Annotated in this window: 22 protein-coding genes; 6 read left to right on the top strand and 16 right to left on the bottom strand. The window is 68.4% G+C overall.

Annotated features, from left to right (window positions below; translation table 11 throughout):
- Positions 1 to 12 precede the first annotated feature (12 nt).
- The 10 genes from C1877_RS06030 to C1877_RS05985 form a co-directional block, all read right to left on the bottom strand.
- Positions 13 to 846, bottom strand: a complete 834-nt coding sequence (locus tag C1877_RS06030; protein WP_114568669.1) for a purine-nucleoside phosphorylase — start codon at positions 844 to 846, stop codon at positions 13 to 15.
- A 47-nt stretch (positions 847 to 893) separates the two neighbouring features.
- A complete protein-coding gene (locus C1877_RS06025) occupies positions 894 to 1,421 on the bottom strand; it encodes an L-2-amino-thiazoline-4-carboxylic acid hydrolase (protein ID WP_049783968.1) in 528 nt (175 codons plus the stop codon).
- Positions 1,422 to 1,526: 105 nt separating this feature from the next.
- The gene (locus tag C1877_RS06020; protein WP_114568668.1) at positions 1,527 to 2,516 is read right to left on the bottom strand and encodes a N5-glutamine methyltransferase family protein; all 990 of its coding nucleotides are present in this window, start codon (positions 2,514 to 2,516) and stop codon (positions 1,527 to 1,529) included.
- 196 nt (positions 2,517 to 2,712) lie between these two features.
- Positions 2,713 to 3,771 carry a peptide chain release factor 1 gene (gene prfA, locus C1877_RS06015; protein ID WP_041239901.1) on the bottom strand — a complete coding sequence of 353 codons (1,059 nt, stop codon included), beginning with the start codon at positions 3,769 to 3,771 and terminating at the stop codon, positions 2,713 to 2,715.
- 163 nt (positions 3,772 to 3,934) lie between these two features.
- A complete protein-coding gene (gene trxB / locus C1877_RS06010; RefSeq protein ID WP_015538702.1) occupies positions 3,935 to 4,909 on the bottom strand; it encodes a thioredoxin-disulfide reductase in 975 nt (324 codons plus the stop codon).
- Between the two features lie 201 nt (positions 4,910 to 5,110).
- Positions 5,111 to 6,472 carry a uracil-xanthine permease family protein gene (locus tag C1877_RS06005; protein WP_015538703.1) on the bottom strand — a complete coding sequence of 454 codons (1,362 nt, stop codon included), beginning with the start codon at positions 6,470 to 6,472 and terminating at the stop codon, positions 5,111 to 5,113.
- A 135-nt stretch (positions 6,473 to 6,607) separates the two neighbouring features.
- Entirely contained in the window at positions 6,608 to 8,014 is a 1,407-nt protein-coding gene (locus C1877_RS06000) for a uracil-xanthine permease family protein (RefSeq protein WP_015538704.1), read from the bottom strand.
- A gap of 57 nt (positions 8,015 to 8,071) precedes the next feature.
- Entirely contained in the window at positions 8,072 to 8,896 is an 825-nt protein-coding gene (locus C1877_RS05995) for a 4Fe-4S dicluster domain-containing protein (RefSeq protein ID WP_015538705.1), read from the bottom strand.
- A gap of 63 nt (positions 8,897 to 8,959) precedes the next feature.
- On the bottom strand, positions 8,960 to 11,599 hold the full coding sequence (locus tag C1877_RS05990) for a molybdopterin-dependent oxidoreductase (protein WP_041239903.1): 2,640 nt from the start codon (positions 11,597 to 11,599) through the stop codon (positions 8,960 to 8,962).
- Between the two features lie 310 nt (positions 11,600 to 11,909).
- Positions 11,910 to 12,116 (bottom strand): hypothetical protein, encoded by a 207-nt coding sequence (locus tag C1877_RS05985; RefSeq protein ID WP_114568666.1) that lies wholly within the window; start codon positions 12,114 to 12,116, stop codon positions 11,910 to 11,912.
- Positions 12,117 to 12,304: 188 nt separating this feature from the next.
- Between C1877_RS05985 and C1877_RS05980 the strand changes: the two genes are divergently transcribed.
- From C1877_RS05980 to C1877_RS05970, 3 genes are all read left to right on the top strand, one after another.
- On the top strand, positions 12,305 to 13,318 hold the full coding sequence (locus C1877_RS05980; protein ID WP_181813803.1) for a response regulator transcription factor: 1,014 nt from the start codon (positions 12,305 to 12,307) through the stop codon (positions 13,316 to 13,318).
- Between the two features lie 128 nt (positions 13,319 to 13,446).
- Entirely contained in the window at positions 13,447 to 14,823 is a 1,377-nt protein-coding gene (msrA, locus tag C1877_RS05975; protein WP_114568664.1) for a peptide-methionine (S)-S-oxide reductase MsrA, read from the top strand.
- Positions 14,824 to 15,036: 213 nt separating this feature from the next.
- On the top strand, positions 15,037 to 16,041 hold the full coding sequence (locus C1877_RS05970; protein WP_114568663.1) for an IS1595 family transposase: 1,005 nt from the start codon (positions 15,037 to 15,039) through the stop codon (positions 16,039 to 16,041).
- 357 nt (positions 16,042 to 16,398) lie between these two features.
- On the opposite strand, the gene C1877_RS05965 is transcribed toward C1877_RS05970, so the two are convergent.
- Positions 16,399 to 17,745 carry an MATE family efflux transporter gene (locus C1877_RS05965; protein ID WP_114568662.1) on the bottom strand — a complete coding sequence of 449 codons (1,347 nt, stop codon included), beginning with the start codon at positions 17,743 to 17,745 and terminating at the stop codon, positions 16,399 to 16,401.
- Positions 17,746 to 17,928: 183 nt separating this feature from the next.
- On the opposite strand from C1877_RS05965, the gene C1877_RS05960 reads away from it, so the two are divergent.
- On the top strand, positions 17,929 to 18,687 hold the full coding sequence (locus C1877_RS05960; RefSeq protein WP_114568661.1) for a MerR family transcriptional regulator: 759 nt from the start codon (positions 17,929 to 17,931) through the stop codon (positions 18,685 to 18,687).
- 160 nt (positions 18,688 to 18,847) lie between these two features.
- On the opposite strand, the gene trxA is transcribed toward C1877_RS05960, so the two are convergent.
- Positions 18,848 to 19,156, bottom strand: coding sequence for a thioredoxin (gene trxA / locus C1877_RS05955; RefSeq protein WP_015538709.1), 309 nt, complete (start codon positions 19,154 to 19,156; stop codon positions 18,848 to 18,850).
- A 320-nt stretch (positions 19,157 to 19,476) separates the two neighbouring features.
- Between trxA and C1877_RS05950 the strand changes: the two genes are divergently transcribed.
- Entirely contained in the window at positions 19,477 to 20,400 is a 924-nt protein-coding gene (locus C1877_RS05950) for a patatin-like phospholipase family protein (protein WP_015538710.1), read from the top strand.
- A 22-nt stretch (positions 20,401 to 20,422) separates the two neighbouring features.
- Here the strand turns inward: C1877_RS05950 and C1877_RS05945 are convergent, their stop codons facing one another.
- Positions 20,423 to 21,331 (bottom strand): ion transporter, encoded by a 909-nt coding sequence (locus tag C1877_RS05945; protein ID WP_114568660.1) that lies wholly within the window; start codon positions 21,329 to 21,331, stop codon positions 20,423 to 20,425.
- A gap of 230 nt (positions 21,332 to 21,561) precedes the next feature.
- On the opposite strand from C1877_RS05945, the gene C1877_RS05940 reads away from it, so the two are divergent.
- Positions 21,562 to 23,271 (top strand): cation:proton antiporter, encoded by a 1,710-nt coding sequence (locus C1877_RS05940; RefSeq protein WP_114568659.1) that lies wholly within the window; start codon positions 21,562 to 21,564, stop codon positions 23,269 to 23,271.
- Positions 23,272 to 23,292: 21 nt separating this feature from the next.
- Here C1877_RS05940 and C1877_RS05935 read toward each other — a convergent pair whose 3' ends face one another.
- The 3 genes from C1877_RS05935 to thrS form a co-directional block, all read right to left on the bottom strand.
- Positions 23,293 to 23,655, bottom strand: coding sequence for a hypothetical protein (locus C1877_RS05935; protein WP_114568658.1), 363 nt, complete (start codon positions 23,653 to 23,655; stop codon positions 23,293 to 23,295).
- A 12-nt stretch (positions 23,656 to 23,667) separates the two neighbouring features.
- Positions 23,668 to 24,225 (bottom strand): hypothetical protein, encoded by a 558-nt coding sequence (locus C1877_RS05930; RefSeq protein ID WP_015538711.1) that lies wholly within the window; start codon positions 24,223 to 24,225, stop codon positions 23,668 to 23,670.
- A 180-nt stretch (positions 24,226 to 24,405) separates the two neighbouring features.
- Positions 24,406 to 26,319 (bottom strand): threonine--tRNA ligase, encoded by a 1,914-nt coding sequence (gene thrS / locus C1877_RS05925; RefSeq protein WP_114568656.1) that lies wholly within the window; start codon positions 26,317 to 26,319, stop codon positions 24,406 to 24,408.
- Positions 26,320 to 26,369: the final 50 nt, after the last annotated feature.

The raw sequence follows: 26,369 nt of genomic DNA, 5'->3' as shown, positions 1-26,369 counted from the left end.
CCACGCGCCGCGCTACATCCGCTCCACGATGGCGGTGGCCAGGCGCGCGAAGTCGGCCTCGCGGTCGCGCGCCACGTCGAGCACCTCCTCGTCGGTGGGCGAGGCGCCCTCGATGCCGCAGGCCATGTTGCTCACCAGCGACATGCCCAGCACGCGCATGCCCACATGCCGCGCCGCGATGACCTCCTCGCACACGCTCATGGCCACCGTGTCGGCGCCCCAGGCGCGGAAGGCCCGTATCTCGGCCGGCGTCTCGAAGCTCGGGCCCAGAAGCCCCAGGTACACGCCCTCCTGCACGCGGATGCCCAGCTCGTCGGCCGTCTCGCGCGCCAGGCGGCGCAGCGCGGGGTCGTAGGCGTCCAGCATGGAGAAGAAGCGGAACGCGATGCCGTCGGGCTCGAGGCCCGCCACGGGGTTGCGCCCGGTGAAGTTGATGTGGTCCTCGATGAGGCAGAAGTCGCCCACGCGGTAGCCCTCGTTGATGGCCCCGGCCGCGTTCGTGGCGAACAGCGTGCCCACGCCCAGCTCGTGCATGAGCCACACGGGATAGGCCACCTCCTGGGCGGTGTTGCCCTCGTAGCCGTGCAGGCGGCCCTGCATGGCCAGCACGCATTTCCCGCCCAGCACGCCGCACACGAAGCGGCCCACATGGCTCGTGGCCGTGCTCGTCCTCATATGGGGAACCTCGCCGTACGGCACGCAGACGGCATCCTCGATCTGCCCGGCCAAGGGGCCCAGCCCCGAGCCCAGGATCATGCCCACCTCGGGCCGGCGGTCGCCGATGCGCTCGCGCAGGACGCGCGCGGACTCGGCCAGGTTCTCTTTCAGCACGTTGCGCTGGGACATGGCTGCTCCTTCGAGTATAAGATGATAGCTACACGGTGAGACGTATTCTAGCGCATGTCGGACCGGGGAGCCGACGCGCCGCCGCGGCGCACGTAGCGGATGGCGCAGCAGTCGTCGCCGCGCGCGATGGTCTTGGGCAGGTCAAGCTCCACGCCGTGCGCCTCGCCGATGCCGCGGTCGCCGCACATGGCCAGGTCGCACAGCCGGGAGATCTCCTCGTCGGTGCAGCCCTGCTTCTGCCACGCCTTCACGAGCGGGCAGTAGTGGAAGTCGATGGACAGCTTGTCGTCGGTGCACTCCACCACCTTCATCTCGAACACGATCTGCGCGCTCTTGGTGAACAGCACCTTCTTCAGGCCCTTCAGGCTCTTCGTGCCGCTCTTCCCCACGATCTCGGCTCCCTGGTACAAGCCGCAGCGCTTCACGGCGTCGGCTGCGAACGCGTCGTCGGCCAGCCCATGCTTGCGCGCCTCGTCCACCAGCAGGTACAGCCACAGCGCCCGATGCTCCAACTGCTCGCGCACCTTCACGAACAGCGGAAACGTGTTCTTCGGCTCGTTTACGATCTTGCTCATGCGATCCCCTTTCCCCTCATCGACGTGCAACCGCTCCATTATAGGCCCTCGCGCCCTCCCGCAGCCCCGGACGGGGCCCCGGCATGCGGATCGGCGTGGCCGCGGCTAGGCGCGCGCGGCGCGGCCGACGAGCACGCGGGGGCGGCCGGCGAGGTCGGCCACGGCGCGCACGTCCGCGAAGCCCGCCTCGGCGGCCAGACGGGCCGCGTCGTCCAGGCAGGTCTCGTGCAGCTCGAAGGCGAAGCCGCCGCCCGGTTTGAGGGCGCGGGCGCAGAACGCCAGCAGGCGGCGGAACATGTCGAGCCCGTCGGCGCCGCCGTCGAGCGCGAGCGCGGGCTCGTAGGCGGCCACCTCGCGCGGGATGCCGGCGAGCACGGCCGTGGGCACGTAGGGCGGGTTCGACGCCACGAGGTCGAGCGCGCCCACGGCCTCGGCGGGGACGCCCTCGCCCAGGTCGCATTCGACCACGCTCACGCGCCCGTCCAAGCCGAGCGCCGCGGCGTTCTCGCGCGCGAGCGAGACGGCCTCGGGCGCGATATCGGTGGCGAAGACGCGCGCGAGCGGGTGCTCGTAGGCGATGGAGCACGCGATGCAGCCGGAGCCCGTGCACAGGTCCGCCACGAGCAGCGGCTCGGGCGCGGGCGCCGGGGGCGCGTCGGCGGAAGGGAGATCCGCGGCGCCGGCCTCCCCCGCCTCGCCCTCGGCGGCCGCCTCCGCCTCCTCGTCCTTCGCGCGCGGGCGCGGCGCGGGCGGCAGCAGGGCCAGGGCCTCGCTCACCAGGACCTCGGTCTCGGGGCGCGGGATGAGCACGCCGGGGCGCACCTGCACGGATATATGGCGGAAGCCCACCTCGCCGGTGATGTACTGCAGGGGCTCGCCCTGGCCGCGGCGCGTCACGTAGCCGCGCAGCACGTCGCGCTCGTCCATCGACAGCGGCTGGTCGAGCCGCGTGTACAGCTCGATGCGCGAGAGCCCGCACGCCTCGGCCAGCAGCCACTGCGCCGAGATGCGCGGGTTCTCGTCCCCCTTGCGCTCAAGGTACCCCACCGTCCAGTCGAGTGCGGCCTTGATGGTCCAGATGTCGTTTTCAGCCATGATCAAAACCTCGCAGGTTGACAGAGTCGCCGGTTGGCGTAGTAAGTCAGCGAGAAGGCCCGTGGTGCGTCGTATTCGCGGGATCGCGCGGACGAAGCGTACTTCGGTACGCGAGCCCGCGGGATCGCGCGAAGACGGCGTGCTACGGGCCTTCGCAGCGTCGGCAGGTTCCGGCGGCCGGCAGGCCGCCGGAACATCAGACCACGGCTTCCAGCTTCTGCGCGCGGTCGGCGGCCTGCAGGGCGGTGATCACGTCGCCCAGGCCGTCGCCCAAAAGCACGCCGTTGTAGGTGCCGTTGTAGCCGATGCGGTGGTCGGTCACGCGGTCCTGCGGGCCGTTGTAGGTGCGGATCTTCTCCGAGCGGTCGCCCGAGCCGATCTGCGCCAGGCGCTCGGCCCCCTCGGCAGCCTGCTGCTCGGCGAGCATCTTCTCGTACAAGCGCGCGCGGAGCACGGCCATGGCCGCGATCTTGTTCTGCAGCTGCGACTTCTGGTCCTGCGACTGCACCACCAGGCCGCTCGGCAGGTGCGTGATGCGCACGGCCGAGTCGGTGGTGTTGACGCACTGGCCGCCCGGGCCGCCGGCGCGGTACACGTCGATGCGCAGGTCGTTCTCGTTGATGTCGACCTCCACCTCGTCAGCCTCGGGCAGCACCGCCACCGTGGCCGTGGACGTGTGGATGCGCCCCTGGCTCTCGGTCTTCGGGACGCGCTGCACGCGGTGCACGCCGCTCTCGAACTTCATGACCGAGTACACGTGGTCGCCCTTGACCTTGAACTGGATCTCCTTGAAGCCGCCGGCCTCGGAGGCCGACACGTCCATGGTCTCGGTCTTCCAGCCTTGCGCGCCTGCGAAGCGCTCGTACATCTTGTAGAGGTCGCCCGCGAAGATGGCCGCCTCGTCGCCGCCGGCCGCCGCGCGGATCTCCACGATGATGTCCTTGTCGTCGGCCGGGTCGGCCGGAATGAGCATGAACTTGATGTCCTCCTCGAGCGCGGGGAGCTTCGCCTCGATCCCGGCTATCTCCTCCTGCGCGAACTCGCGCATGTCGGGGTCGGCCATCATCTCCTTGGCCGCGGCCAGGTCGTCGGAAGCCTGCACGTACTCGCGCGCCTTCTTCGCGAGCGGCCCCTGGCTCGCGTACTCCTTGGCCAGGCGGTTGTATTCCTTCTGATCGGCGAGCACGGCGGGGTCGCCCATGCGCCCCTGGAGGTCCTCGTAAGCCTGGATGATCTTCTCGAGCTTCTCTCGCATGTCCGTTTCCTGCATGGGATATGTCCTTCTTGAACGTGGTTGCGCGGCGCACGCCCCGCGCGCGGCGAGCGCCCGGTGCACAGGGCAACCGGGCGCCTTTACGGTAACTGGTTCATGATATCAGAGAGCGGCGCAAAGCGCAGCCCCTCCCGCAGCGCCTCCCCTAGATGGCCAGGTACTCCGCCGCCTCCTCGGCGCAAAGCGCCCCGTCGGCCACGGCGGTGACCACCTGGCGCAGGAACTTCGTGCGCACGTCCCCGGCCACGTAGACGCCGGGAACCTCCGTCTCGCCCGACTCTCCGGCCACGATGTAGCCCGTCTCGTCCGTCGTCAGCGCACCAGCCAGAAACTCGGTGTTCGGCTCGGTGCCCACGGCCACGAACAGGCCGTCCACGGCGATGTCGCGCTCCTCGCCCGTCTCGAGCATCTCCACGCGCACACCCGCGAGCGCGCCCTCGTCGGCCACGAGCTTGCGCGGCACGGCGTTCCACACGAACTCCAGGTTCGGCAGGTCCTCCAGGCGCTTGTGGTAGATGGCGGTGGCGCGCAGCTTGTCGCGGCGGTGCACCAGGTACACCTTCTTGCAGATGCGCGACAGGTAGATGGCGTCGCCCGCGGCCGTGTTGCCGCCGCCCACCACCATGACGGTCTTGTCGCGGAAGAAGTTGCCGTCGCAGGTGGCGCAGTACGACACGCCGCGGCCCTGCAGCTCCTCCTCCAGCTCCAGCCCCAGCTTGCGCGGGCGCGCGCCGGTGGCGATGATCACGCTGTTGGCGCGGTACTCGTTGAACGCGGTCTTGAGCACCTTGGGGTTCTGGGTGAAGTCGACGGAGAGCACCTCCTCGCCCACGTTGCGCACGCCGAAGCGATCGGCCTGCTGCTTCATGGAGAAGGCCAGCTCAAAGCCGTTCGTGCCGTCGGGGAAGCCCGGGTAGTTCTCCATGTGCTCGGTCTGGGCCAGCTGCCCGCCCGGTGCGATGCGCTCGAACACCACGGCCTCGAGCCCGGCGCGCGCGGCGTAGAGCCCCGCCGTGAGCCCGGCCGGCCCTGCCCCGATGACGGCGACGTCGATAGCCTTCTCCTGCGCTCCGGGCGCCTTGCACGCGGCGGACGTGCCGTTGTTGGGTTCCTCTGTCATGGGAAGCCTCCTATCGCGGAACCTTTGCTTTGCAACCAGTATAGGACTCGTCGCCTAATTGTCACAAGATCGGCACCACTTTACGCCGAATAAGCAGGATTCGGTTGGGAAACCGTCATGCCGCGCCGGGTCTCGCGAAAGCCCGCGTGCTCAACGCGTGCGTGACGGTTTCGCGAAGGCCGCGCCCTCTGGGTCGCCACGCTACCGCAAGCCGCGCCCGCCCGGGGAGCCCATCCCGTCCCCGTCCTCTCTCGCGCCCACCTCGGGCGCCGCTTTGCCCGTGGAATCCGCCGAAGCCCTCTTCCTGCCCGGCAGCACCAGGTTCAATATGACGGCCGTGAAGGCCGTGCCAGGCACGCCGCTCAAGAACATCGACACCCAAAGCGGGAAGCTTGCCAGTGCCTCGGGCTGCGCGTTGAACCCAAGCCCTACCGCCAACGACACGGCCACGATGGTGGTGGTGCGCGCATCGGGCCGATCCTGCATGATGATCCTCATGCCGCTGACCATGACCACGCCGAACGTGAGGATGACCGCCCCACCGAACACCGGAGTGGGAATGACTGAGCACAGCGCGCTGACCTTAGGGCAGAGGCCGGCCACGATCATAATGGCGCCGGCCACGGCAACCACATGGCGACTGAAGACGCGGGTGATGCCGAGCAGGCCCACATCCGCGCTGGCCGATATGGTGGGTCCGTTGTTGAAAAGCGCGGAGAACCCGCTCGTGACAGCCTGGGTAAAGATAACGCCGCGCGTCTCCCTCTTGGTGGGCATGCGCTCCTCGGTGAGCATGGTCGTGGCCGACGTGTCGCCCAAGAGCTCGGCCACTCCGCAGATGGCCAGAAACGCAATGGTGATGCAGGCGTCGATCGGGAATGCGATGCCCCAGCGCAACGGCTCGGGAAAAGCGAACCACGCAGCCGCCTCCACCGGGCCGAAGTCGACGCGACCGAGCGCTGCTGCCGTCGCGAACCCCACGGCCAAGCCGATGAGCGGGGCAGCCCCGTGCAGGAATCCCTTGCCGAGCACATTGAAGGCCAGCACCGTGGCAAGCGTGATGCCGGCAAGAAGGTAGTTCGCCGGATCGCCGAATCCCGGGCTGTCGGCCCCGCCTGCGCAGTAGCCCAACGCCACCCCCAGAAGCGTGGTGCCCAGTACGAACACCACCGCACCTGACACGAAAGAGGGCACGACCACTTTCAGCCTGTCCGAGAATGCGAAGAATACCACGCCGCACACGAGGCTGCCGACCAGGCACGCCCCGACGTAGCCGGCGTATCCTACCTGCGGCGCGATGAGCAGTGCCGGCGAAACGAACACAATGCTGCATACCATGGCAATGGGCAGCTTGCCGCCTACCGGCCCGATGCCGAGCGTCTGCACGAGCGTGGAGACGCCGGCCACGAACAGCGCACAGGCGACGAGCACCGTGGTCTCGGCGGGGCTGAACCCCAGGCCCGCCGAGACGAGCAGCGGCGCCGGAAGCGCTTGGAACGCGACGAGCAGCGCATGCTGCACGCCGAACGGTACGAGTTCCCGCACCGGCGGTCGCTCGTCCATGCCATACCCTTGAGATTTCATGGCATCCCCCTATCGCGCCCTTTCTCCGAAAGGGCTTGAGCAAGTTGCACAGGTTACGCAACAGTGCCGTGCGGCGGTGCGCCCCCGTATGGACGCGCCCCGCACGACGGCCTTTCAGGCTCCCAACGGCGCCTCCTCCTCGGCGGTCTCTGCAGCTGCATGAGTCTCGGCGCCGGCATCGGCGGGGTCCGGGCGCTTAAGGTTGCGTCCGGGCAAAAGCACGTTCAGGATCACGGCGACGAAGGCGGTGCCGGGCACCCCGCAGAGCATGGTGGACACCCAGAACGGGAACTGGTCGAGCGCCCCGGCCACCGAGTTGAAGCCGACGCCCACGGCCAGCGCCACCGCCAGGATCGTCTGCGTACGCGCGGTCTGCTCGCTTTCCATGATGATCTTCATGCCGTTGACCAGGATAGTGCCGAACATCATGATCACGGCGCCGCCGAACACGGGATTCGGAATAACCGAGAACACGGCGGACAGCTTGGGGCACAGGCCCATGAGCAGGACGATGCCGCCTGCAACCGCAACCGCGTAGCGGCTGAACACGCGCGTGATGCCCATGAGGCCGATGTTCGCGCTGCCCGAGATGGTAGGTACGGCGTTGAACAGGCCGGCGAACACGCTCGTGACCGACTGGGTCAGCACGGTGCGGCGCGTCTCGCCAGGCGTGGCTAGGCGATTCTCGGCGACGGTCGTGGTGGCAGACGTGGTGCCGAGTATCTCCACAACGCCGCAGACGGCCACGAGCGTGATAACCACGCAGGCGTCGATCGGGAACGAGATGCCCCAATGCAGCGGCTGCGGCAAGCCGATCCAGGCGGCCTCGGAGACCGATGAGAAGTCCACCATACCCATGGCGACGCTGATAGCGAATCCGGCCGCCATGCCGATGAGCGGCGCAGCCCCCTTGACGAAGCCTTTCCCGAACACGCTCAGTATAAGCACGACGAGGAAGGTGACGCCCGCGAGCACGAGGTTAACAGGCTCGCCGAAGCTCGCAGCACCGCTGCCACCCGCACAGTTCGCGAGCGCGTTGCCGATAAGCCCCGTTCCCAGCACGAGCAGAACGGCGCCCGACACGAACGACGGGAATATGACCTTGAGCCAATCGGAGAACAGCACGAACACCACGCCGCAGATAACGGCGGCGACGATGCAAGCACCCATATAGCCGCCGAATCCCGCTTCGGGGATGATGAGCAGCGCGGGCGCGATGAACACGAAGCTGCCCACCATGACCATGGGGATGCGCGCGCCCAGAGGACCCACGCCATAACTCTGGATGAACGTGCAGATACCGCTCACGAACAGCGCAGACGCTATCAGGATGGAGGTCTCCCCCGGCCCGAGGCCGAGACCGCCTGCGATCAAAAGCGGCGCCGGCAGCGTCTGGAACAAGATGATGAGCGCGTGCTGCAGTCCGAACGCGCCCAGCTCGCCCGCATGCGGTCGCTCGTTCATCCCGTAGCCGCGTTTGACGGCTTTCTTCTCTTTCCTGCCTTGTTTCTCCTCTTTCATTTCGGAATCCCTCCTCGTTTGGTTGCTTGTCTCGCCGCAAAGCACCCTTGCCGATGCCTAGGGCAGCGTCGGCTCACGGTAGAAGCGCAGCTCGGGAACCGCGTAATCCTTCTCGACCACGTCGACGTCGCACGGCAGGTCAAGGTAGCCCTCCTTCTGTATCCACAGGCGATACGCACCCGGCTCCACGCCGTCGATCCACACGTCGCCGAACTCGTCTGCAACGCATACGGCCGTTGTCTCTCCATCGGTCGCGCGCACGAGCGTCGCCCGCGCCCCCTCCACCACCTCGTCGGCCTCCACGTCGACCACGGTGGCAGCCACGAAGCGCTTAGGCTTGTTGAGGTAGTACACGCGAGGTGCGGTGCCCAACTCGGGCGACAGGGTCTCGGCCTTCGCAAGCTCGCAGGCGAACTCCTCTTCCTCGCCGAAGCGTAAGGCGCCCGTGCAGCAGGCGTCCACGCAGCGCGGCTCGGCCCAGCCGTCGTCGAGCAGATGGGCGCAACCTGTGCACTTCTGGGCGATGCCCAGCTCCTCGTTCCAGAAGATCGCTCCGTAGGGGCAGGCGTCCACGAGCTCCCGCGCGCCCGCCTCGGCCGGGTCGATGAGCACGAGGCCGTCGTCGCGCTTGCGCACCGCCTCGGGCGAGGCCGCCCTGCAGGGAGCCTCGTCGCAGTGGTTGCACAGGCGCGGCAAATAGTTCACGCGCACGTGGGGCACCTTGCCGCACACCTCTTCGTCGACCTTGCACCAGAACTGCCCGGTGTCGGGTTGGGGCAGCGCATAGGGGCTCCAGTCGTTGCCCGCATGCTCGTCCTTGCAGGCGATCTGGCAGTTGTGGCAGCCGTTGCACTTGTCCAAGTCGAATACGAATACCTTCATGGGCTCCTCTCCATTTCCGCGGGTCGGGCGCGCGCCGACGAAGCGGGCCGCGCGCCTGCGCCGCTACTCGTCCTCAACCATCCAAGCGGACACGCGCAACCCGTCGGCCGGGTCGTACGCGCGGCCGAACTCATCGGGGTGCAGGGCAGCCAAGGCGGCCACGTCCACCTTCTCCACGTTTACCAGAAAGCCGTTCGTGGCTTCCGAAGCGGTGTTACGGGAGCCGCATGCCTCGGGGCATATCAGGTTGTTCGCACCGCCGCGGTCGAGCCCTCCCCTTCCTCCCACGATAGGATCGACGCGCGCGCCGTGGTCCTGGTACACCGCGCCGGGCATGATGCGCTCGTTCACGTACACGCCGCCCAGCACGCTGCCGCGCTCGTTGTAGACGCGCACCACGTCGCCATCGACAAGGCCGAGTCTTCCAGCATCCACCGGGTTCAGCCAAACGGGCTCGTAAAGGTAGCCGTCCGGGCCTTCCACCTTGCAGGTGCGTATCTCGCGCAGCCACGTCACGTCGTCATGTTCGGAATGCACGCGCCAACGCGGATGGTTCGTCACCATAAGGAACGGGTAGCGCACGGCGCGGTCGCACGACAGGCGCTCCTTGAGCTCTTCGGACTCCTCGATCCAATGCGGCACCACGGGCCGCGTCTCGTCATCAGGGAAATGCTCTGCGAGCCCCGTCGCGTAGATCTCTATCTTGCGGGTGGGCGTCTGCAAGGGCTGGCTCGCGGGATCGTCGTACCAGGCGGCGAGCGCCACCGGATCGTCCTCCCAGCCCTCGGCGGTGGGCGCAACGCATATCTTCCGCTCCGCGAACTCCTCGTAGGACATGAGAGCGTCTGCCTGGGCGCTGTCGAAACCGGCTTTGATCCATTCGTCGACGTCCATGCCCCGCGTATAGCGCTCCACGAGGTTCTCGTACGCGCCGCCGAAACGCTCGAGCTTTCGGGCCACCTCGATGACGCACTCCCAATCCGACTTCGACTCGCCAAGAGGGTCCACGCAATCGTCTTGTACGTACATGAGGTTGAACTGCCCGGTCCAGTTGTCCACGGCTATGTCCTTCTCCTCGAACATGGTGCTCACGGGAAGTACGACGTCGGCGAACAGCGTGTCGTTCTCGAACCAGGGATGCTGCATCACGACGGTCTCCACGCGCTTGGAGCGCAGGGCCTCCTGCATGGCGAAGCCACCGTTCCAGCACGTGGTCCAACTAGGAGAGTCCGACCAGATCATGTGAATCATCGGAGCGCCGTCGACGGGGAACTCGAACGGGATGAACTGGTCCTCGCGCGGCGCCGTGCATACGACGTGCCCGTACCAACGCAACTTCTCGCCCTCGGGAAGCATGAGCGCCTGGGGCACCATGGTTTTGGGCACGAATGCCTGGTGGCCGATCGTCTCCATCCACCCATGGTAGGCTCCGGGCACCTCGAAGTACTTCTCGGAGCGAGGCAGGGGATTCCACTCGTCGAAGCCGAACTGGCCGAACTCTATGAGGTGGAGCTGGCCTGTGCCAGGACGGCCGAGGCCCTGCATGGCCAAGAGCACGATCTCGAGGCGCGCCGGCTCGGCGGAGAACGGCGAGCGTATCATGCCGCCGCCGTCGGCATGGGCGATGGACACGGCATGCTTCGCCCAATAGCGCGCGAGGGCCTTGATGGTGTAGCTGGGCACGCCGCACTTCCCCTCTGCCCACTTCGGCGTCTTGGGCACGCCATCCTCGCCGCCGAGCACGTAGCGCTCGAACCAGTCGAAGCCCACGGTATGGGTGTCCACGTAATCCCGGTAGTACGTGCCCTCGGTGATCCACGTGTAAGCGATGGCCAGTTGCAGCGCGGCATCGGTGTTGGGCAGGACGGGGATCCATTTCCCCTTGACGGGCGCGCCCGGCTTGCCCTTGTGCGCAGCGCCCGCATAGTTCAGGTCCGGCGAGATGAAAAACGGGCGCACGCCCAGCTCCTCCAGGAAGTACGCCATGCGCGAGGGCTGCTCGCCGCCCCACCCCCATGGCGTTGTCTCCAAGTCGCAGCCCCAGTACAGGATGGCATCGCCGTGCTCGCAGATATCCTTGTACAGGTTGCGCTGGTTCACTTGCATGCCCACGGGCTCCATGCCCCAGATATGCTTGCCGCCCCAGTACCATCCTTCCCAGCTGTCGGGTTGGCGCGCCTGCAGCGTGTAACCGCCCACGAGGTCGAGCATCATGGCCTGGCAGCCATGGGGTGCATGGACGACCTTCGTCTCGCCATGGCCGTCGGCTTGGCAGAGGATGGCAAGCGGGCCATACTCGTCGTGAACGCGCTTGATCTCGTCCGCGATGATCTGCGTTGCCTCATCCCAGCTGATGCGGACGTACTTCGATTTGCCGCGGTTCTGCGTGTTGCGCTCGCCATGCGGATCCCAGTCCACGCGGCGCATCGGGTGAAGGATACGGTTCTTGGAGTAGACGCGCTTTTTGTAGCTTAGGGAAAGCGGGGGGAGAAGCGTCTTCTCACCCGGCTCGAACGTCTTCCCGCGAGCCTTGATGCGCCAGGGCCTGCGCTCCTTTCCTCCCTCTATCTCATCGTAATGCAGGGGCCGGATGCGCAGCACCCGGCCGTCCTTCACGTCGACGCACGCCGTGTTCGCGCTGCAGGCGAACGCCGACCACGCGATGCCGCGAAAGACCGTATCGCCCCTCGTGTCCGCGCTCATGAGCATCATCCTCCCTCGTTCTAGCTCCTACCGCTCGCCGCCGCCGCGTGCCGTCGGCACAGGCGCCAGCTACGGCCTCGAAGCGGATGATAGGTTCGGATGGAGTCGGATATAACCAACCGACCGGCGTAAAAGCGGTTTTACGACGTTTGGTTTATTCAGGCGCGGCGGGTATGCCACCTATACTGATAGGTGACGCCGACAGGGGAAAGGCGGCAACGGCGGGTTTCGTCGGAGGGATCCGCAACGAGGGGGTAGATGCCATGAAATCGCAGAACCTGTTCCCGGCCCGGCTCCTCGGGTTCGGCTTCTACTGGGCATGGCTGTTCCTGATAGGCGTGTCTCCCTCGCCCATCGTGGGCGACGTATCCTTCGCAGGAGCGCCCTTCGAGATCTGGGAGCTGGGCTTCAGGCTGGCTTCCGTCGCCGCCATCGTGGCGTTCGCACGGCAGCTCTCCTCCGACGGGGGCCGCAAGGTGCTGTTGGCAGCCTGCTTCGTCGTCGGCCCCCTGGGCACCGTGTCGCTCCTTGCGGCAGAAGGCGGTCTCGTCATCGGCTCGGCTGCGCCTTGGCCGATGCGGCTACGTTCATGCTGTGGCTGTGCTTCTTCGGGCATATGCGCGTGGGCGGGACGGCGCTCTACATGGCGCTCTCCTATGCGGCAGGGCCCTGCTCTGCATCGTCATCATGAGCCTCGACGCGCGTATGGCACTCGCCTGCGCAGCCGCGCTGCCTGTGCTCTCTGGGCTGGCGTTCTCGTTGTCGAACCGCTTCTACACCAAGGAGACGGGCGAGCCCTCCATGTTCTCGCATGGGCAGCCAGGGGGGACGGACGGAGAGACCACGTTCCCTTACATGCACCGCATGGCCTGCACGCTCGGCCTGTACGCCCTCCTGTTCGGCCTCATGACGAGCGTCGCAGTGTGCAATGGGTTCGGGGGAGGCTTCGTCGGCCCCTACATCGAGGCACCTTGCTGCCTGGTGCTGGGGGTTCTCCTGGCAGCCACTTTCCGGTCCCAGAAAGGCGCGCGACGGCTTTACCTGGCATACCGGCTCATCCCGCTGCTGTTCGCCGTGGGTTTTGCCGCGTTTCTCTTCTCGGACGACCGAACCTATTTCGTTGCCAGCGCATGCGTTATGCTCGCCTACCTCACGTTCGAGATCACTGCGCTCAACGACTTCTGCAATGCCGTGAAGGTACGGGGGCTGTCGCTCGTGCGCGTGCTCGGATTCGCCCGCCTGGCCATCACCGGAGGCATCCTCGGAGGTTGGTCGATAGGGTACGCAACGACTTTTTTGCCCCTCGACCCGACGCTCGTCGCCATGGCCGTGGGCATCGTGGTGGTGGTGGCTGCCTCGACGCTCGTGTTCACCGAGAAGGAGATGTTCTCCGTCCAGGGGGTCGCCGACGAGCGTATCCTCTCCGAAGAAGCGGCCACCGCCAGCCGCGGCGAAGGGGGCTTCGCCCAGAGCCTCGTGGCGTTCGGAGAGATATGGAGCGTGTCGAAACGCGAGATGGAGGTGCTCGACCTGCTGGTCAAGGGGCGCAACACCCAGTACATCTCCGACCAGCTGTTCATCGCGCAGGGAACGGCGAAGACGCATATCTACAACATCTACCGCAAGATAGGCATCCATACGAAGATGGAGCTGCTCGACGCCTTCGACGCGTTTTGCCACGAGCGCGGCCTCGCGCAGAAGGATGACCGCGGCGAGTGAGCGATGCCGCGCCGGGCCTCGCGAAAGCCCGCGTGCTCAACGCGTGCGTGACGGTTTCGCGAAGGCCGCGCCGGGCGCCCGCAAGGCGCACTACCATGGAGGCGACCAAGCGAGGAAAGGAACGCTCCATGGACGCTGAGAACACGAACCGCCCGGCCGGATCGTCACCGGCACGCGGCGCGCACCTGCACGGCCCGTCGGCCGGAGGCCCGCACCTGCACGGAGGGCAGGCGGGCGAAGGCCGTCGCGGCGGGACGGACGGCGAGGACCTGCACACGCTCTACCTGGCCGGCGGCTGCTTCTGGGGGCTCGAGGCATTCCTCAAGCGCCTGCCCGGCGTGCGGCGCACGGTGGCGGGCTACGCGAACGGCTCCACCGAGAACCCCAGCTACCGCGACGTGTGCAACTGGAACACGGGCCACGCCGAGACGGTGGCCGTGACCTACGACCGGCGCATCCTGCCCACCGATGTGTTGCTCGACGGCTTCTTCGAGGTCGTGGACCCCACGAGCCTGAACCGCCAGGGCAACGACGCGGGCACGCAGTACCGCAGCGGCATCTACTGGCAGGACGAGGCCGACCTGCCCGCCATCGAGGCGGCGCTGCGCCGCCAGCAGGCGCGCTACACCGAGCCCATCGTCACGGAGATCGAGCCCCTCGACGGCTTCTACGCAGCCGAGGACTACCACCAGGACTACCTGGGCAAGAACCCGCACGGCTACTGCCACATCGACCTGGGCGCCGCCGAGGCCTTCGCACGGCGCATGGGGCTTGCGGAGGGACGGCCGTGCATCCAGTTCGACGGCCTGTGCGAGTCGCCCGACGATCCGGCGGTGGCGGGCGCCATCCCCGGCGCCAAGGCCGGCGCAGGCGAGGCGCCGAGCGCCTCCGCCGACGGGGCAGGCAGCCCGGCCGAGGCTGCCGCCAAGGCCGCCCCCGACGCCAAGGCCGGCGCAGCCGACAGCACCCCCAGCGCCCCCGGCGCCGGCCCCCTCGACGCGGCCGGCGTGGCCGACGCCATCCGCGCACGGGGCTATGCCGCCCCGCCCGACGACGAGCTGCGCCGCGCGCTCTCGCCCGAGCAGTACCGCGTCGTGCGCGAGAACGCCACGGAGCGCCCGTTCGCGCATCCCTACGACCACGCGTTCGAGCCCGGCATCTACGTGGACGTGACCAGCGGCGAGCCCTTGTTCGCCAGCGCGGACAAGTTCGACTCCGGCTGCGGATGGCCCGCGTTCTCGCGTCCCCTCTCGAAGGACGTGGTCACGGAGCACCTGGACCGCAGCTTCGGCACCCTGCGCACCGAGGTGCGCAGCCGCGCGGGCGACGCGCACCTGGGCCACGTGTTCACCGACGGCCCTGCCGAGGCGGGCGGGCTGCGCTACTGCATCAACGGCGCCGCCCTGCGCTTCGTGCCGCTCGAGCGCATGGACGCCGAGGGCTACGGCTACCTCAAGCCCCTCGTGGAGCAGCAGGAGGCAGGCCGGGCGCCGGCCATGGCCTGACGCCGAAGTCGGCGGCGGATCGGCACAGCCCTTCCGATCCGCTGCCGACAGGCTCGGCCACGCCGCTCGATCAAACCCGGCCCGCACCCGTGCGCGAAGAGTCCGCGTCCGCTGTTAAACCAACATTGACATAGTCCCTATCCCGGGATAGGCGAAGCGGGTCCTCTGCCCTACGATGCGATCGTCGAAAAAGCACGAGGGAAAGGACCCGCCATGGGGATCATGGACCAAGTCGCGACGATGTCGCTCGCCGATAAGCGCGAGCTGGCCGAGGTGCTGAGAAGGGCCATCGCGGAGGACCTCGCAGCCTCCGCTTGCGGCGAGCCCGACCGGTGCCCCAAGTGCGGCTGCCCGGCCTTCGTGCGGAAGGGCCGCGACTCCTCCGGCCAGCGCTGGCTGTGCCGGGGGTGCGGGCGCACCTTCGGGGCGAGAACCTTCTCCCTGCTGGGCCGCTCCAAGCTGCCCGCCCCGGCGTGGATGGAGTTCGCGGCGTGCATGGCCGACGCCCTCCCCCTGCGCGAGACCGCGAGGAGGGTCGGCACCTCGCTCTACACCGCCTGGTTCATGAGGATGCGCGTCTGCGAGGTCATGGGGCGCAGGCTGCTGCCCCTGCGGGGGGAGTCCTTCGAGGTCGACGGCACCTACCTGCACGACTCCCTGCCGGGCGACCACTCGCGCAGCGGATGGTTCGAGCTGGGGCGGGAGCCCCACCGCACCGGGCACGAGGCCGACAAGGGGACGTGCGTGCTGTGCGGGGTGAGCGAGCTGGGCGACTGCTTCTGCGAGGTCGTCGACGGGGCCGAGGACTCCGCGAGCGCGATGGTAGTGCTCGGCGCGCGCCTGCCCGCCTCGTGCGAGGTCGCGACCGACGGGTGGAGGGCTTACAACGACTGGGCGCTCGGGGGCAGGCCGCACGAGGTGCGGGGGAGCAGGGAGCTCGAGATGGTCAACTCCCTGCACTCGAGGCTCAAGTCCTTCGTCGGCCGGTTCAACGGCGTCTCCAACCGCAGGCTCCAGCGCTACCTCGACTGGTTCTGCTGGCGCGAGCAGTTCCGCTCCAGCGCGAGGGACCGCAGGGAGCTCCTGTACGGCCACGAGGCGAACGGGCGCTACGTCTGCACGCGGCAGCTGACCCACCTGGAGGCCCGCCCATTCATGAGCTGCGTCAACAGGTGGACGATCGGCGAGAGGCACGGGTATATGTCAATGGTGGTTTAACAGCGGAGCCGGCTCTGCGGAGCGCGCGCATGCGCTCGAGCGAGGATGGGTGCGCGAACCGGGCGCCAAACGGGACCGGCCCGCGGCCGATGCGCGCTGGCTGGGCGCCGGATGAATGGGACAACTCGAAGCAAACGCGCAGTCAGGGCAGCCGAGCAGGTCGCGCAGTCCGATGCGAGCGCATCGGCCGGGCCGCGGGTGCGAACGCACCTCCGCACGACTGCACGCCGCACGATGCAGCCCCGGCCCGGCGGACCCGTCCAAACCGGCCCGGCCGCGCGCTCATACGCCTCGGGCCGATCGGTCCCCGCGCATCGGCCGACCTGGGACGCAGGGCGCCCCCGCGCAGGGGCGGCGCTAGCAGCCCCCGCCCGCCGGCTTGGCTGCGGGGGCGGCCTGCGCGGCGCGCCTCCGGTGGCGGTAGCGCAGCAGCGCCCCGGCCGCGCAGGCCAGCACCATCTGCACGATGGTCACGGAGAACCAGATGCCGTCGACGCCCGCCACCCGCGCGATGCCGAACACCACCAGCACCACGAGCACCGCCTCGCCGTACACGATGGCGTTCGAGGCGCGGGCGTCGTCCACCGCGTAGAAGTACGACGTGGACGCGTGCGTGAACCCGTAGAACACGTACGCCATGGAGAAGATGGGCAGCGCGTACGCCACGATGGCGGCCGTCTCGGCCGACGAGCCGAACAGGAGCGGCACCTGGTTGCGCAGCAGGTACATGGCCAGAAGCCCCAGCGCGCCCAGTGAGATGGTAATGAGGTAGTTCGTGTTCCTGAACCGCCGCACGCCGTCGGCATCGCCCGCCCCGTAGTGCTTGGAGATGAGCGGCTGGCTTCCGTCGCCCACACCCTGGATGAGCATCTGGATGACGCAGGCGGTGTAGGACACCACGGCATAGGCCGCGAGCGCCGTCTCGCCGCCGTAGGCCGACAGGTTCACGTTGATGGCCACCACCGTGGCCTCGGGCAAGAGCGTCAGGCCGAACGGGGCGAGCCCCAGCTTGAGCGCATGGGCGACTATCTTGCCGTCCGGCCGCAGGTCGGCCCGCGCGATACGGTTCCTCCTCATCAGGAAGAACACGAGCACCGGCACGAACGCCGCCGCCTGCGACACCGCCGTGGCCGCCGCGGCGCCGGCGGTGCCCCAGCCGAACAGCATGACGAACACGTAGTCCAGGGCCACGTTCATCAGGCCCGCGAACACCTGCACCGCCATGGCGAAGCCCACGCGCCCCTGGTTGCGGATGAGCGGCGTGCAGCCCGTGACGAATATCTGGAACGGCACGCCCCATGCGATGACGCTCGTGTACGCCACGGCCTGCTCGAGCGTGCCGCCCTGCCCGCCCAGAAGGCGGCAGATGGGCTCGGCCGCGAACAGCAGCAGCGCCATGACGGGCAGCGCCGCCAAGAGCAGCAGGGTGAACGTCGTGCCCACGGCGCGCCGCGACTTCGCCTCGTCGCCCGCGCCGCGCGCGATGGACGATATCACACCGCCGCCCATGCCGATGCCCGTGCCCACGGCCATGACGAAGGCCACGAGCGGGAACGCCACGTTGATGCCCGCGACGCCCGCATCGCCCACCGCGTGCCCCACGAACATGCCGTCCACGATGCTGTACACGCTGGCGAGCGTGAACGTGAGCATCGTGGGCAGGATGTAGCGCAGGTACTCTTTCAACATATTCTTCTTGATCATGGTTTTCCACTCCGCTGTTGCGCTGCCGCGCCCCCAAGGGGCGCCCCCTCCGCCGGCGCTTCGCTGCGCGGCGGGGCTTGTCTTGGCTTTTGCCGCATGATACTCTAAACCTTAAAGCGACTTTAAGGTAAAGGGGCGCCCTGCCCACCTCCCCCAAATCTCCAAACGGAAAGGGAGCGCGTCATGGAACCCGTGCTGTACGACATCAAGGACGCGGCGCGCTACCTGGGCGTGGCGCCGTCGACGCTGCGCTACTGGGAGCGCGAGGGGCTCGTGCGCGCCGGCCGCAACCGCGGCAACGACTACCGGCAGTACGCGCTGCACGACCTCATCGACGCGAGCGAGATCGCGTTCTACCGCCGCCTGGGCGTGCCGGTGCGCGAGCTGGCGGGCTACCGCACGCTCTCGGCACGCGACCTGGATGACGCGCTCGACCGCACGGCCCGCGACGTGGAGCAGCGCATCGCCGAGCTGGAGGCCATGCGGGCCCGCCTTGCGCGGCAGCGCGCCCTGAACGCACGGGCCGAGGGGCTGGAGGCGGCGGGCATGCGGCCCGGCGCGCCCGCCATCGCCCGCCTCGACGCCATCGACTACGCCGACCCCTCCCTCTGGCCCCTGCTGGTGGACGAGCCGTGGCGCTTCGCCGTGCTCGTGGACGCGGCGGACCCGGGCACCGTGTTCGAGATGGTGGCCGACACGCCCACGCATGCGGGCGCCGTCTGGGAGCGCGGCGCGCCGGACGCCGGCGAGGGCCGCGAGTGCCTGCTGCTGGTGGACCCGGATGACCCGAACCGCAGCAACGCCGCCGCGCTGTTCGCCGAGGCGGCCCGGCAGGGCCTCGAGCCGCGCCTCGCGGTGGGCACCTACCTGCTCACCGCCGTCGAGGAGGGCCCGCACGCGTCACGCTGGGACTATTACCGCGCCTGGGTGCTGGAGGGGTGACAAAGGGACGGGGATAACGTCACATTCCCCGAAGTACTCGGATCTCGGTGGTCGCTTGGGAATGTGACGTTATCCCCGTCCCTTTGTCACCCCGAGCGCAAGGAAGCGCCGGCTGCCCAAGGCGGCCGGCGCTTCCGGAAAACCTACGGCGAGGCGGCGTTTACGCCAGCATCGACAGGATGTTCTGTTTGGGCTGCACGCCCACGGCCTGCTTCTTCACCTGGCCGTTCTCGAACACGATCAAGGTGGGCACGCTCATGACGCCGTACTTCTGGGCGATGTCGGGGCTCTGGTCGATATCGAGCTTGTACACCGTCGCCTTTCCGGCCTGCTCGCCTGCGATCTCGTCGATGGTGGGCGCCAGCATCTTGCACGGCCCGCACCACGTGGCGAAGAAGTCCACCAGCACGGGACCCTGCGCGTCGAGCACCTTGGACTGGAAATCGGAAGAAGAAACGACCTCGCTCATGTAAAGCCTCCTTATGGTCTTGGCCGCTCGCACGGCCCCGCTCGCAGCACCCGGCGGGCGCGCGATCCTGTCTGTTCTGCCCGTATTGTAAACGCCTTCGCTCAACTGTGCATCTAATTGTTACGGTTTAGGGCATAAATATTGGGTTTCCCGACATTTTCGCGCCGCGAGCGGCCGATCCGCCGGCAGGCGCTCCATGGTTACTTCACAGTTTGCGGGAAGGAGATAACGGCCACCGCCTCCCGGTTCGGCTACGGCGCGCGGCGCCGGTCGCGCCGCTGCGCTATAATGGGGCGCGAACGCGCAGAAAGGACCCCCGCATGAGTGACACGACCGCACGCCTCCCCCGCACCGGCACCCGCTACCTCCACGAGCCCGCCTGGCGCGGGCATGACGTGGCGCCCGTCGACCTCGTGCTGGAGGGCGGGGCCATGCGCGGCCAGTTCACGGCCGGCGTGCTGGATGCCTTCATGGACCGCGGGCTGTTCTGCGAGCGCACGGTGGGCGTGTCGGCGGGCGCGCTCTGCGGCTACAACTACGTGGCCGGCGATGCGGGGCGCTCCTGCTACCTCAACGTGAAATACGCGGGCGACTGGCGCTACCTGTCCCTGAAGAGCTTCGTGCGCACGGGCAACGCCTGCGGCCGCGACTTCGCCTTCAACGTGATACCCAACGAGCTGGAGCCCTTCGACTACGAAGCCTTCAACAGCTCGCCGATGCGCCTCGTGGCCGTGTCGAGCGACCTGGACTCGGGCGAGGCCGACTACCACGAGTTCACCGACGCCCTGGCCGACGTCGACTACCTCATAGCCTCGTCGTCCATGCCGCTCGTGAGCCAGATCGTGGAGGTGGACGGCAAGCACCTGCTGGACGGCGGCACGTGCGACAGCGTGCCCGTGCTCTACTCGCTGCTCACCGGCCCCGCCAAGCGCATCGTGGTGCTCACGCAGGCCGAGGACTACCTGAAGGGCCCGAACAAGCTCATGGCGCTCCTGCGCCAGCGCTACGCCGACTTCCCCTTCTACGTCGACCGCCTGCAGCACCGCCACTACGAGTACAACCGCCTGTACCGGGCGCTGCCGTGCCTGCACGACGAGGGGCAGCTCTTCCTCATCCGCCCGCCCGAGCCCGTCACGGTGTCCAGCATGGAGAAGGACCCGGCCAAGCTCATGGCCCTCTACGAGCAGGGCTACGCCGAGGCCCTGCGCGTCTGGGGCGCCCTGGAGCGATACCTCGCCGGTTAGCCGCCCCCTGCGGCGGCCGGGCCTACGCCCCGCCGGCCTCCTCTTCGCCGGGATCGTCCCCGTCCGCCGCGTCGCACCCGTCGGCAGGACGGCCCCCGCTCCCGTCCCCCTCGCCGCGCCGCACGCGGGCGCGGGCGTCCTGCGCGCGGAACTCCGCCACGAATCCGGCCGAGAAGATGCCCGCCGGGATGGCCACCACGCCTATGGACAGCAGCATGGTGGCGAAGCCGATGAGCCGCCCCGCCGCCGTCACGGGCACGAGGTCGCCGTAACCCGTGGAGGTGATGGTGGTCATGGCCCAGTACATGCCCGTGAGCACGCTGTCGAACCGATCGGGCTGCACGGGGTACTCGGCCTCGTACATGAGCACGCTGGCTGTGACGGTGAGCAGCCCCAGCACCGTGAACGCGGCAACGATCTCCTGGCGTCGCTTCGCGAACACGCGCGCGATGGAGCGCAGACCGCGCATGTAGCGCGACAGCTTGACGAGCCGCAGCAGGCGGATGATGCGCGCGGCGTTGAGCGCCGAGGCGGACACCGGCACCGCCAACACCAGCAGCCCCGGCAAAAACGCCAGCAGGTCGACGAGCCCCATGGGCGAGAGCACGTAGCGCAGCCGCGCCCTCGCGGGCCCGCAGCAAGGATGCACGAGGTCGGCCACCCACAGGCGCGCCGCATACTCCGCCGCGAAGCACACGCTCGAGGCCAGGCCGAACACGAGCAGTGCATGCGCCACGCCCGACGACACGTCGATCTGCGGCTCGGCGAACACGAGCAGCGCGTTCGCCACGATGAGCGCGAACAGCGCGATGCCCACCGCCCGCGCCGCGCCGCGCGCCGCGCGTACGTCCTCCAAGGCAAGGAACGCCTGCCGCTTGAGCGGGGACGCCTGGGCCAGCCGTCGCTCTGGCAGCTCCTCCCTCTTAGCCATGGGCCCGCGCCCGCCCTAAGCCGGCACGGGGCCGGCGGCCCTCGGCGGAGACCTCGATGGTGACGATCATGGGGTTCGCTCCTTCTCCTGCCCGCCCGCGCCGCAGGGGCGGCGGGCGCTACGTGCTCTGTGTGCACCCCTAAGCATACCACGATGCCCTCCCCCTCCGTTGCGCTACAATGGCATCGTCCGTCTGCAAACGTTGTTTCCGCTCGCCCGAAAGGCCCTCCATGCCCGTCGACCTCATCTCGCTCGCCATCATCGCGCTCGTCGCGGCGGCGTGCCCCATCCTGGCCAAGCTCATCCCCGGCAAGCTCATTCCCGAGACGGTGTTCCTGCTCATCGCCGGCGCCGTGCTCGGGCCGAACCTCGTGGGCGCCATCGAGCTCACCGACTCGGTGGGGCTGCTGTCCGACCTGGGCCTGGCCTTCCTGTTTTTGCTGGCAGGCTACGAGATAAACCCGAGGAGCCTCACCGGCTCCCAGGGCAAGCGGGGCCTGGCCACCTGGGCCGTGTCCATCGTGCTGGCCTTCCTGTTCGTGCACTTCGCCAGCGGCCTGTTCGTGAACGAGATAGAGTCCGTGGCCGTGGCAATCGCGCTGACCACCACGGCGCTCGGCACGCTCATGCCCATCCTCAAGGAGCGCGAGCTCATGGGCACGCGCGTGGGAGAGTCCGTCCTGGCCTACGGCACGTGGGGCGAGCTGTGCCCGGTGCTTGCCATGGCGCTTCTGCTGTCGACGCGCGCCGAGTGGAAGACCGTGCTCATCCTGGTGGCGTTCATGGCCCTGTGCGTGCTGGTGGCGGTGGTGCCCGCCAAGGCGAAGAAGGCCGGCCACCGGCTGTTCCGCTTCCTCACCGCCAACGCCGAGGGCACCTCGCAGACCATGATGCGCGTGACGGTGCTCCTGTTGGTGGGGCTGGTGGCCCTGTCGGCCGCGTTCGACCTCGACATCGTGCTGGGGGCGTTCGCGGCGGGCTTCGTGCTGCGCTACATCATCCCCGAGGGCGACCACGCGCTCGAGCACAAGCTGGACGGCGTGGCGTACGGCTTCCTCATACCCATCTTCTTCGTGGTCTCCGGTGCGAAGATCGACCTGGCGGCCGTGTTCCAGCAGCCCGAGGTGCTGGTGGGCTTCATCGCGCTTCTGCTGCTCATCCGCGCCGTGCCCATCTTCGTCGCGCTCTCGACCGGCAAGGACACGCGCGACATATCCACGCACAACCGCCTGACCATCGCGCTGTACTGCACGACGGCGCTGCCCATCATCGTGGCCGTCACGTCGGTGGCCGTGAGCGCGGGCGCCATGCCGCAGGAGACGGCCAGCGTGCTGGTGGCGGCCGGAGCCATCACCGTGTTCCTCATGCCGCTTCTGGGCATGCTCACCTACCGCGTGGCCGACGCGAAGCCCATCGAGGCCGTGAGGGAGATCGCGCACAACCCGCGCGACATCGGCGACATCCTGCGCGAGCACTGGGAGCTGGAGCGCATGCTCGCGCGCAGGGAGGCGCTCGAGCGGCTGGCGGCGCGGCGGGAGGGGCGCGACTTCGAGGATCTGGACTGGCAGGACCGCGCGGCCCTGCTCCAGCGCGCCTCGGCGCGCAAGCGCGCCATCGACGAGGCGCTTGACCTGGCCTCCCAGGAGATGGCGCGGCGCGCCCTCGTGGACGATGCCGACCCCGACGGCGACGGGCCCCGCCTGGCGGACCGGCAGCAGCGCCGCGAGGAGCGGCGGCGCCTCGTTGCCGAGCATGCCGTGAGGGAGTACCGGCGCCGCATGAACGAGCTGGGCGGCGCGGCCGAGCGCATGGGCGTCAGCCGCGAGGACGCGCGACGGCTGTTCGAGGACGCGCACGAGTTGCGGACGGCGGCCCTGGGCGACCGGCACGGCACGCGCACGGGACACGGCGAGAACGGGGACGACGGGCCCCGTGCCTGACGGATGGCGCAACCGGGCAGGCTAGGAGCCGTCCTCGTATTCCTGGCGTGCGGCGCGCAGCGCCCAGGCCACGAACAGATCGACGAGCACCAGGAACACGCCGGCCGCCGTCAGCACGCCGTCGCCCTCGGGCGTGTAGGACGTCCAGGCCTGCCAGCCGCCGAGACCCACGACGCCCGCACCGACGGCGACGAGCAGCACGCCGCCTACGCGGGCTGCCTGCGCCACGCCGGCCGCCTCGCGCTCGCGCTCCGAAAGACCTGCGGCGCCGGCGAGCGCATGCCGCCAGCGGCCGCAGGCCATCTGGATGCCCGTCACCACGAACACGAGCCCCGTGAGCAGCAGGCCCGCCATGAGCGCCGCGAACCCCCAGCCGTATTCCACGCCCGCGCCCTCCTAGCCGAACAGGACTTCGGCTATGTTGCGGGTGGACTGCTCGGTAGGCGTCCAGGTGCTGCCCTCGAGCGTGTAGTCGATCGTGACGGAGCCGGCATCGACCGGCTCGATGGCCGCCGTGGCCTCCATCACGGTCTCCCCGATCTTCTGGTTCATCTCGGCCTCGGGAAGCTCGAGGAACGACTCGTCCTCGGCCAGCTTCGCCGCGGCATCCTCGAGCGCCTGCTCGTAGGCGGCGTAGCTCTTGCACGTGAGCGCCACGTCGACATGCGCCTCCTTGCCGTCGACCGTCACGTCGTCGATACGGTAATCGAAGCCGGCCAGGTAAGCCTTCATGAACTCGTTCGCGTCGATGCCGAACTCGGACAGGTCCGCAACGTCCGCACCGGACATGAGGTCGGCGAGCGCCGCCTCGTCCAGGTTCTTCAGCCCGTCCAGCTCCTCGGCCACCCCGTTGCGGATGACCTCCTCGTCGTTCGGCCCGCATCCCGCGAGCGCCCCCAGGCACAGCACCATGAGCGCGGCGGCGCAGACGGCGGCGATCTTGATTCTCTTCATGGAAACGTTCCCCTCCCCTATCGTTGACCTACCCTGGGCCATCATACCTGCCGAAGCCCCGTTCGACAAGCAGAAAAAGGCCCCCGACCAGGCGGGGGCCACTTAAGATAGCCAATGCGGCACGGCGCAGGCCGCCGCTTGGCCGTACGACGCGCAGGCGCCGCCCGGCCCGGCACGCCGCTACAGCGCGGCGTCCTTGATGGTCTGCACCAGCTTCTCCACGTCCCACGCGCCGAGATCGCCCTCGTGGCGCTCGCGCACGGACACGGTGCCGTTCTCGATCTCCTTGTCGCCCAGCACCACCATGTACGGGATCTTCTGGCTCTGGGCCTTCGCGATCTTCACGCGCATGGGCTCGTTCTGGTCGTACACCTCCACGCGCCCGCCCGCGTCGGCCAGCTTCAACGCAAGCTCGTGGGCCGCCTCGTTGTGGCGGTCGGCCAGCGGCAGCACGGCCGCCTGCACGGGGGCCAGCCACAGCGGCAGCGCGCCGGCGTAGTGCTCGATCAGGATCCCTAAGAAGCGCTCGATGGAGCCGAAGATGGCGCGATGGAGCATCCAGGGGCGCTCCTCGGTGTTGTCCTCGGTGCGGTAGGTGAGCCCGAAGCGCTCGGGCATGTTGAAGTCCACCTGCACGGTGGAGCACTGCCAGGTGCGCCCGATGGCGTCCTTCACCTTGATGTCGATCTTCGGGCCGTAGAACGCGCCGTCGCCCTCGTTGATGTCGTAGGACAGGCCGTGGCGCTCGCATGCCTCCTTGAGCGCACCCGTGGCATGCTCCCACATGTCGTCGGTGCCGATGGACTTCTCGGGGCGCGTGGATATCTCGGCCTCGTATTCGAACCCGAACGTGGACATGATGTGGTCCACGAGCCCGAGGATGGCCACCACCTCGTCCACCACCTGGTCGCGCGTGCAGAACACGTGCGCGTCGTCCTGGGTGAAGCCGCGGGCGCGCAGCAGGCCGTGCACGACGCCCGACATCTCGTGGCGGTACACCGTGCCGAACTCGAAGTAGCGCAGGGGCAGGTCGCGGTAGGAATGCAGCTCGCTCTTGTACAGCATGACGTGGCCCGGGCAGTTCATGGGCTTCACGGCGTACTCGGTCATGCGGGGGTTCTCGTCATCGCCCTCGTTGATCTCGAAGAAGTACATGTTCTCCTTGTAGAAGCCGTAATGGCCCGAGGTCTTCCACACGTCGGCGTTGTAGATGTGCGGGGTGATGACCTCCTCGTAGCCGCGCGTGTACAGGTCGCGGCGCAGCCACTCCTGCAGGGTGCGTATGATGCGCGCGCCCTTGGGGAGGTACAGCGGCAGGCCGGCGCCCGCCAGCGGGTCCATGACGTAGATGCCCAGCTCGCGCCCCAGCTTGCGGTGGTCGCGCTTCTCGGCCTCCTCCAGGTTGCGCACGTGCTCGTCCAGCTCCTTCTGCTTGAAGAACGCCGTGCCGTAGATGCGGGTGAGCATCTCGCGCTCGGCGTCGCCGCGCCAGTATGCGCCGGCAAGCTTCGTCAGCTTGAACGCGCCCAGCTTGCCGGTGGAGGGCAGGTGCGGCCCGCGGCAGAGGTCGGTGAACTTGCCGATGGTGTACGTGGTGATGACGGCGTCCTCGGGAAGCTCGGCGATGAGCTCCAGCTTGAACGGCTGGTCCGCGAAGATATCCTCGGCCTCGGCGCGGGTGACCACGCGGCGCTCGAAGGGTTCGTCCGCCTTGACGATCTCGGCCATGCGGGCCTCGATGGCGGCGAAGTCGTCGGGCGAGAGCGCGCGGCCCGTCTTCACGTCGTAGTAGAAGCCGCCCTCGATGGCCGGCCCCACGCCGAACTGCACGTCGCCGTAGAGGTCGACGAGCGCGGCGGCCATGACGTGCGCCGTGGAATGGCGCAGGAGCTCCAGGCCCTCGTCGCTCTTGGCGGTGACGATGGCCACGGAGTCGCCCTCGGCCACGGGCGCGGACAGGTCGACCGGCTGGTCGTTCACGATGCCCGCGAGCGCGGCCTTGGCGAGGCCCACGCCGATGGAGGCGGCCACGTCGGCGACGGTGGCGCCGTCGGCGAGTTCCTTGCCCGAGCCGTCGGGGAGTACGATGTTCATGATGGTTCCTTTCCTGTGCCGGGCGCGCACAAAGCGCCTGCACGATCGGT

The sequence above is a fragment of the Gordonibacter pamelaeae genome (genome assembly GCF_003340385.1).
GTDB lineage: Bacteria > Actinomycetota > Coriobacteriia > Coriobacteriales > Eggerthellaceae > Gordonibacter > Gordonibacter pamelaeae.
This window is presented reverse-complemented; position numbering and strand designations above follow the sequence as displayed.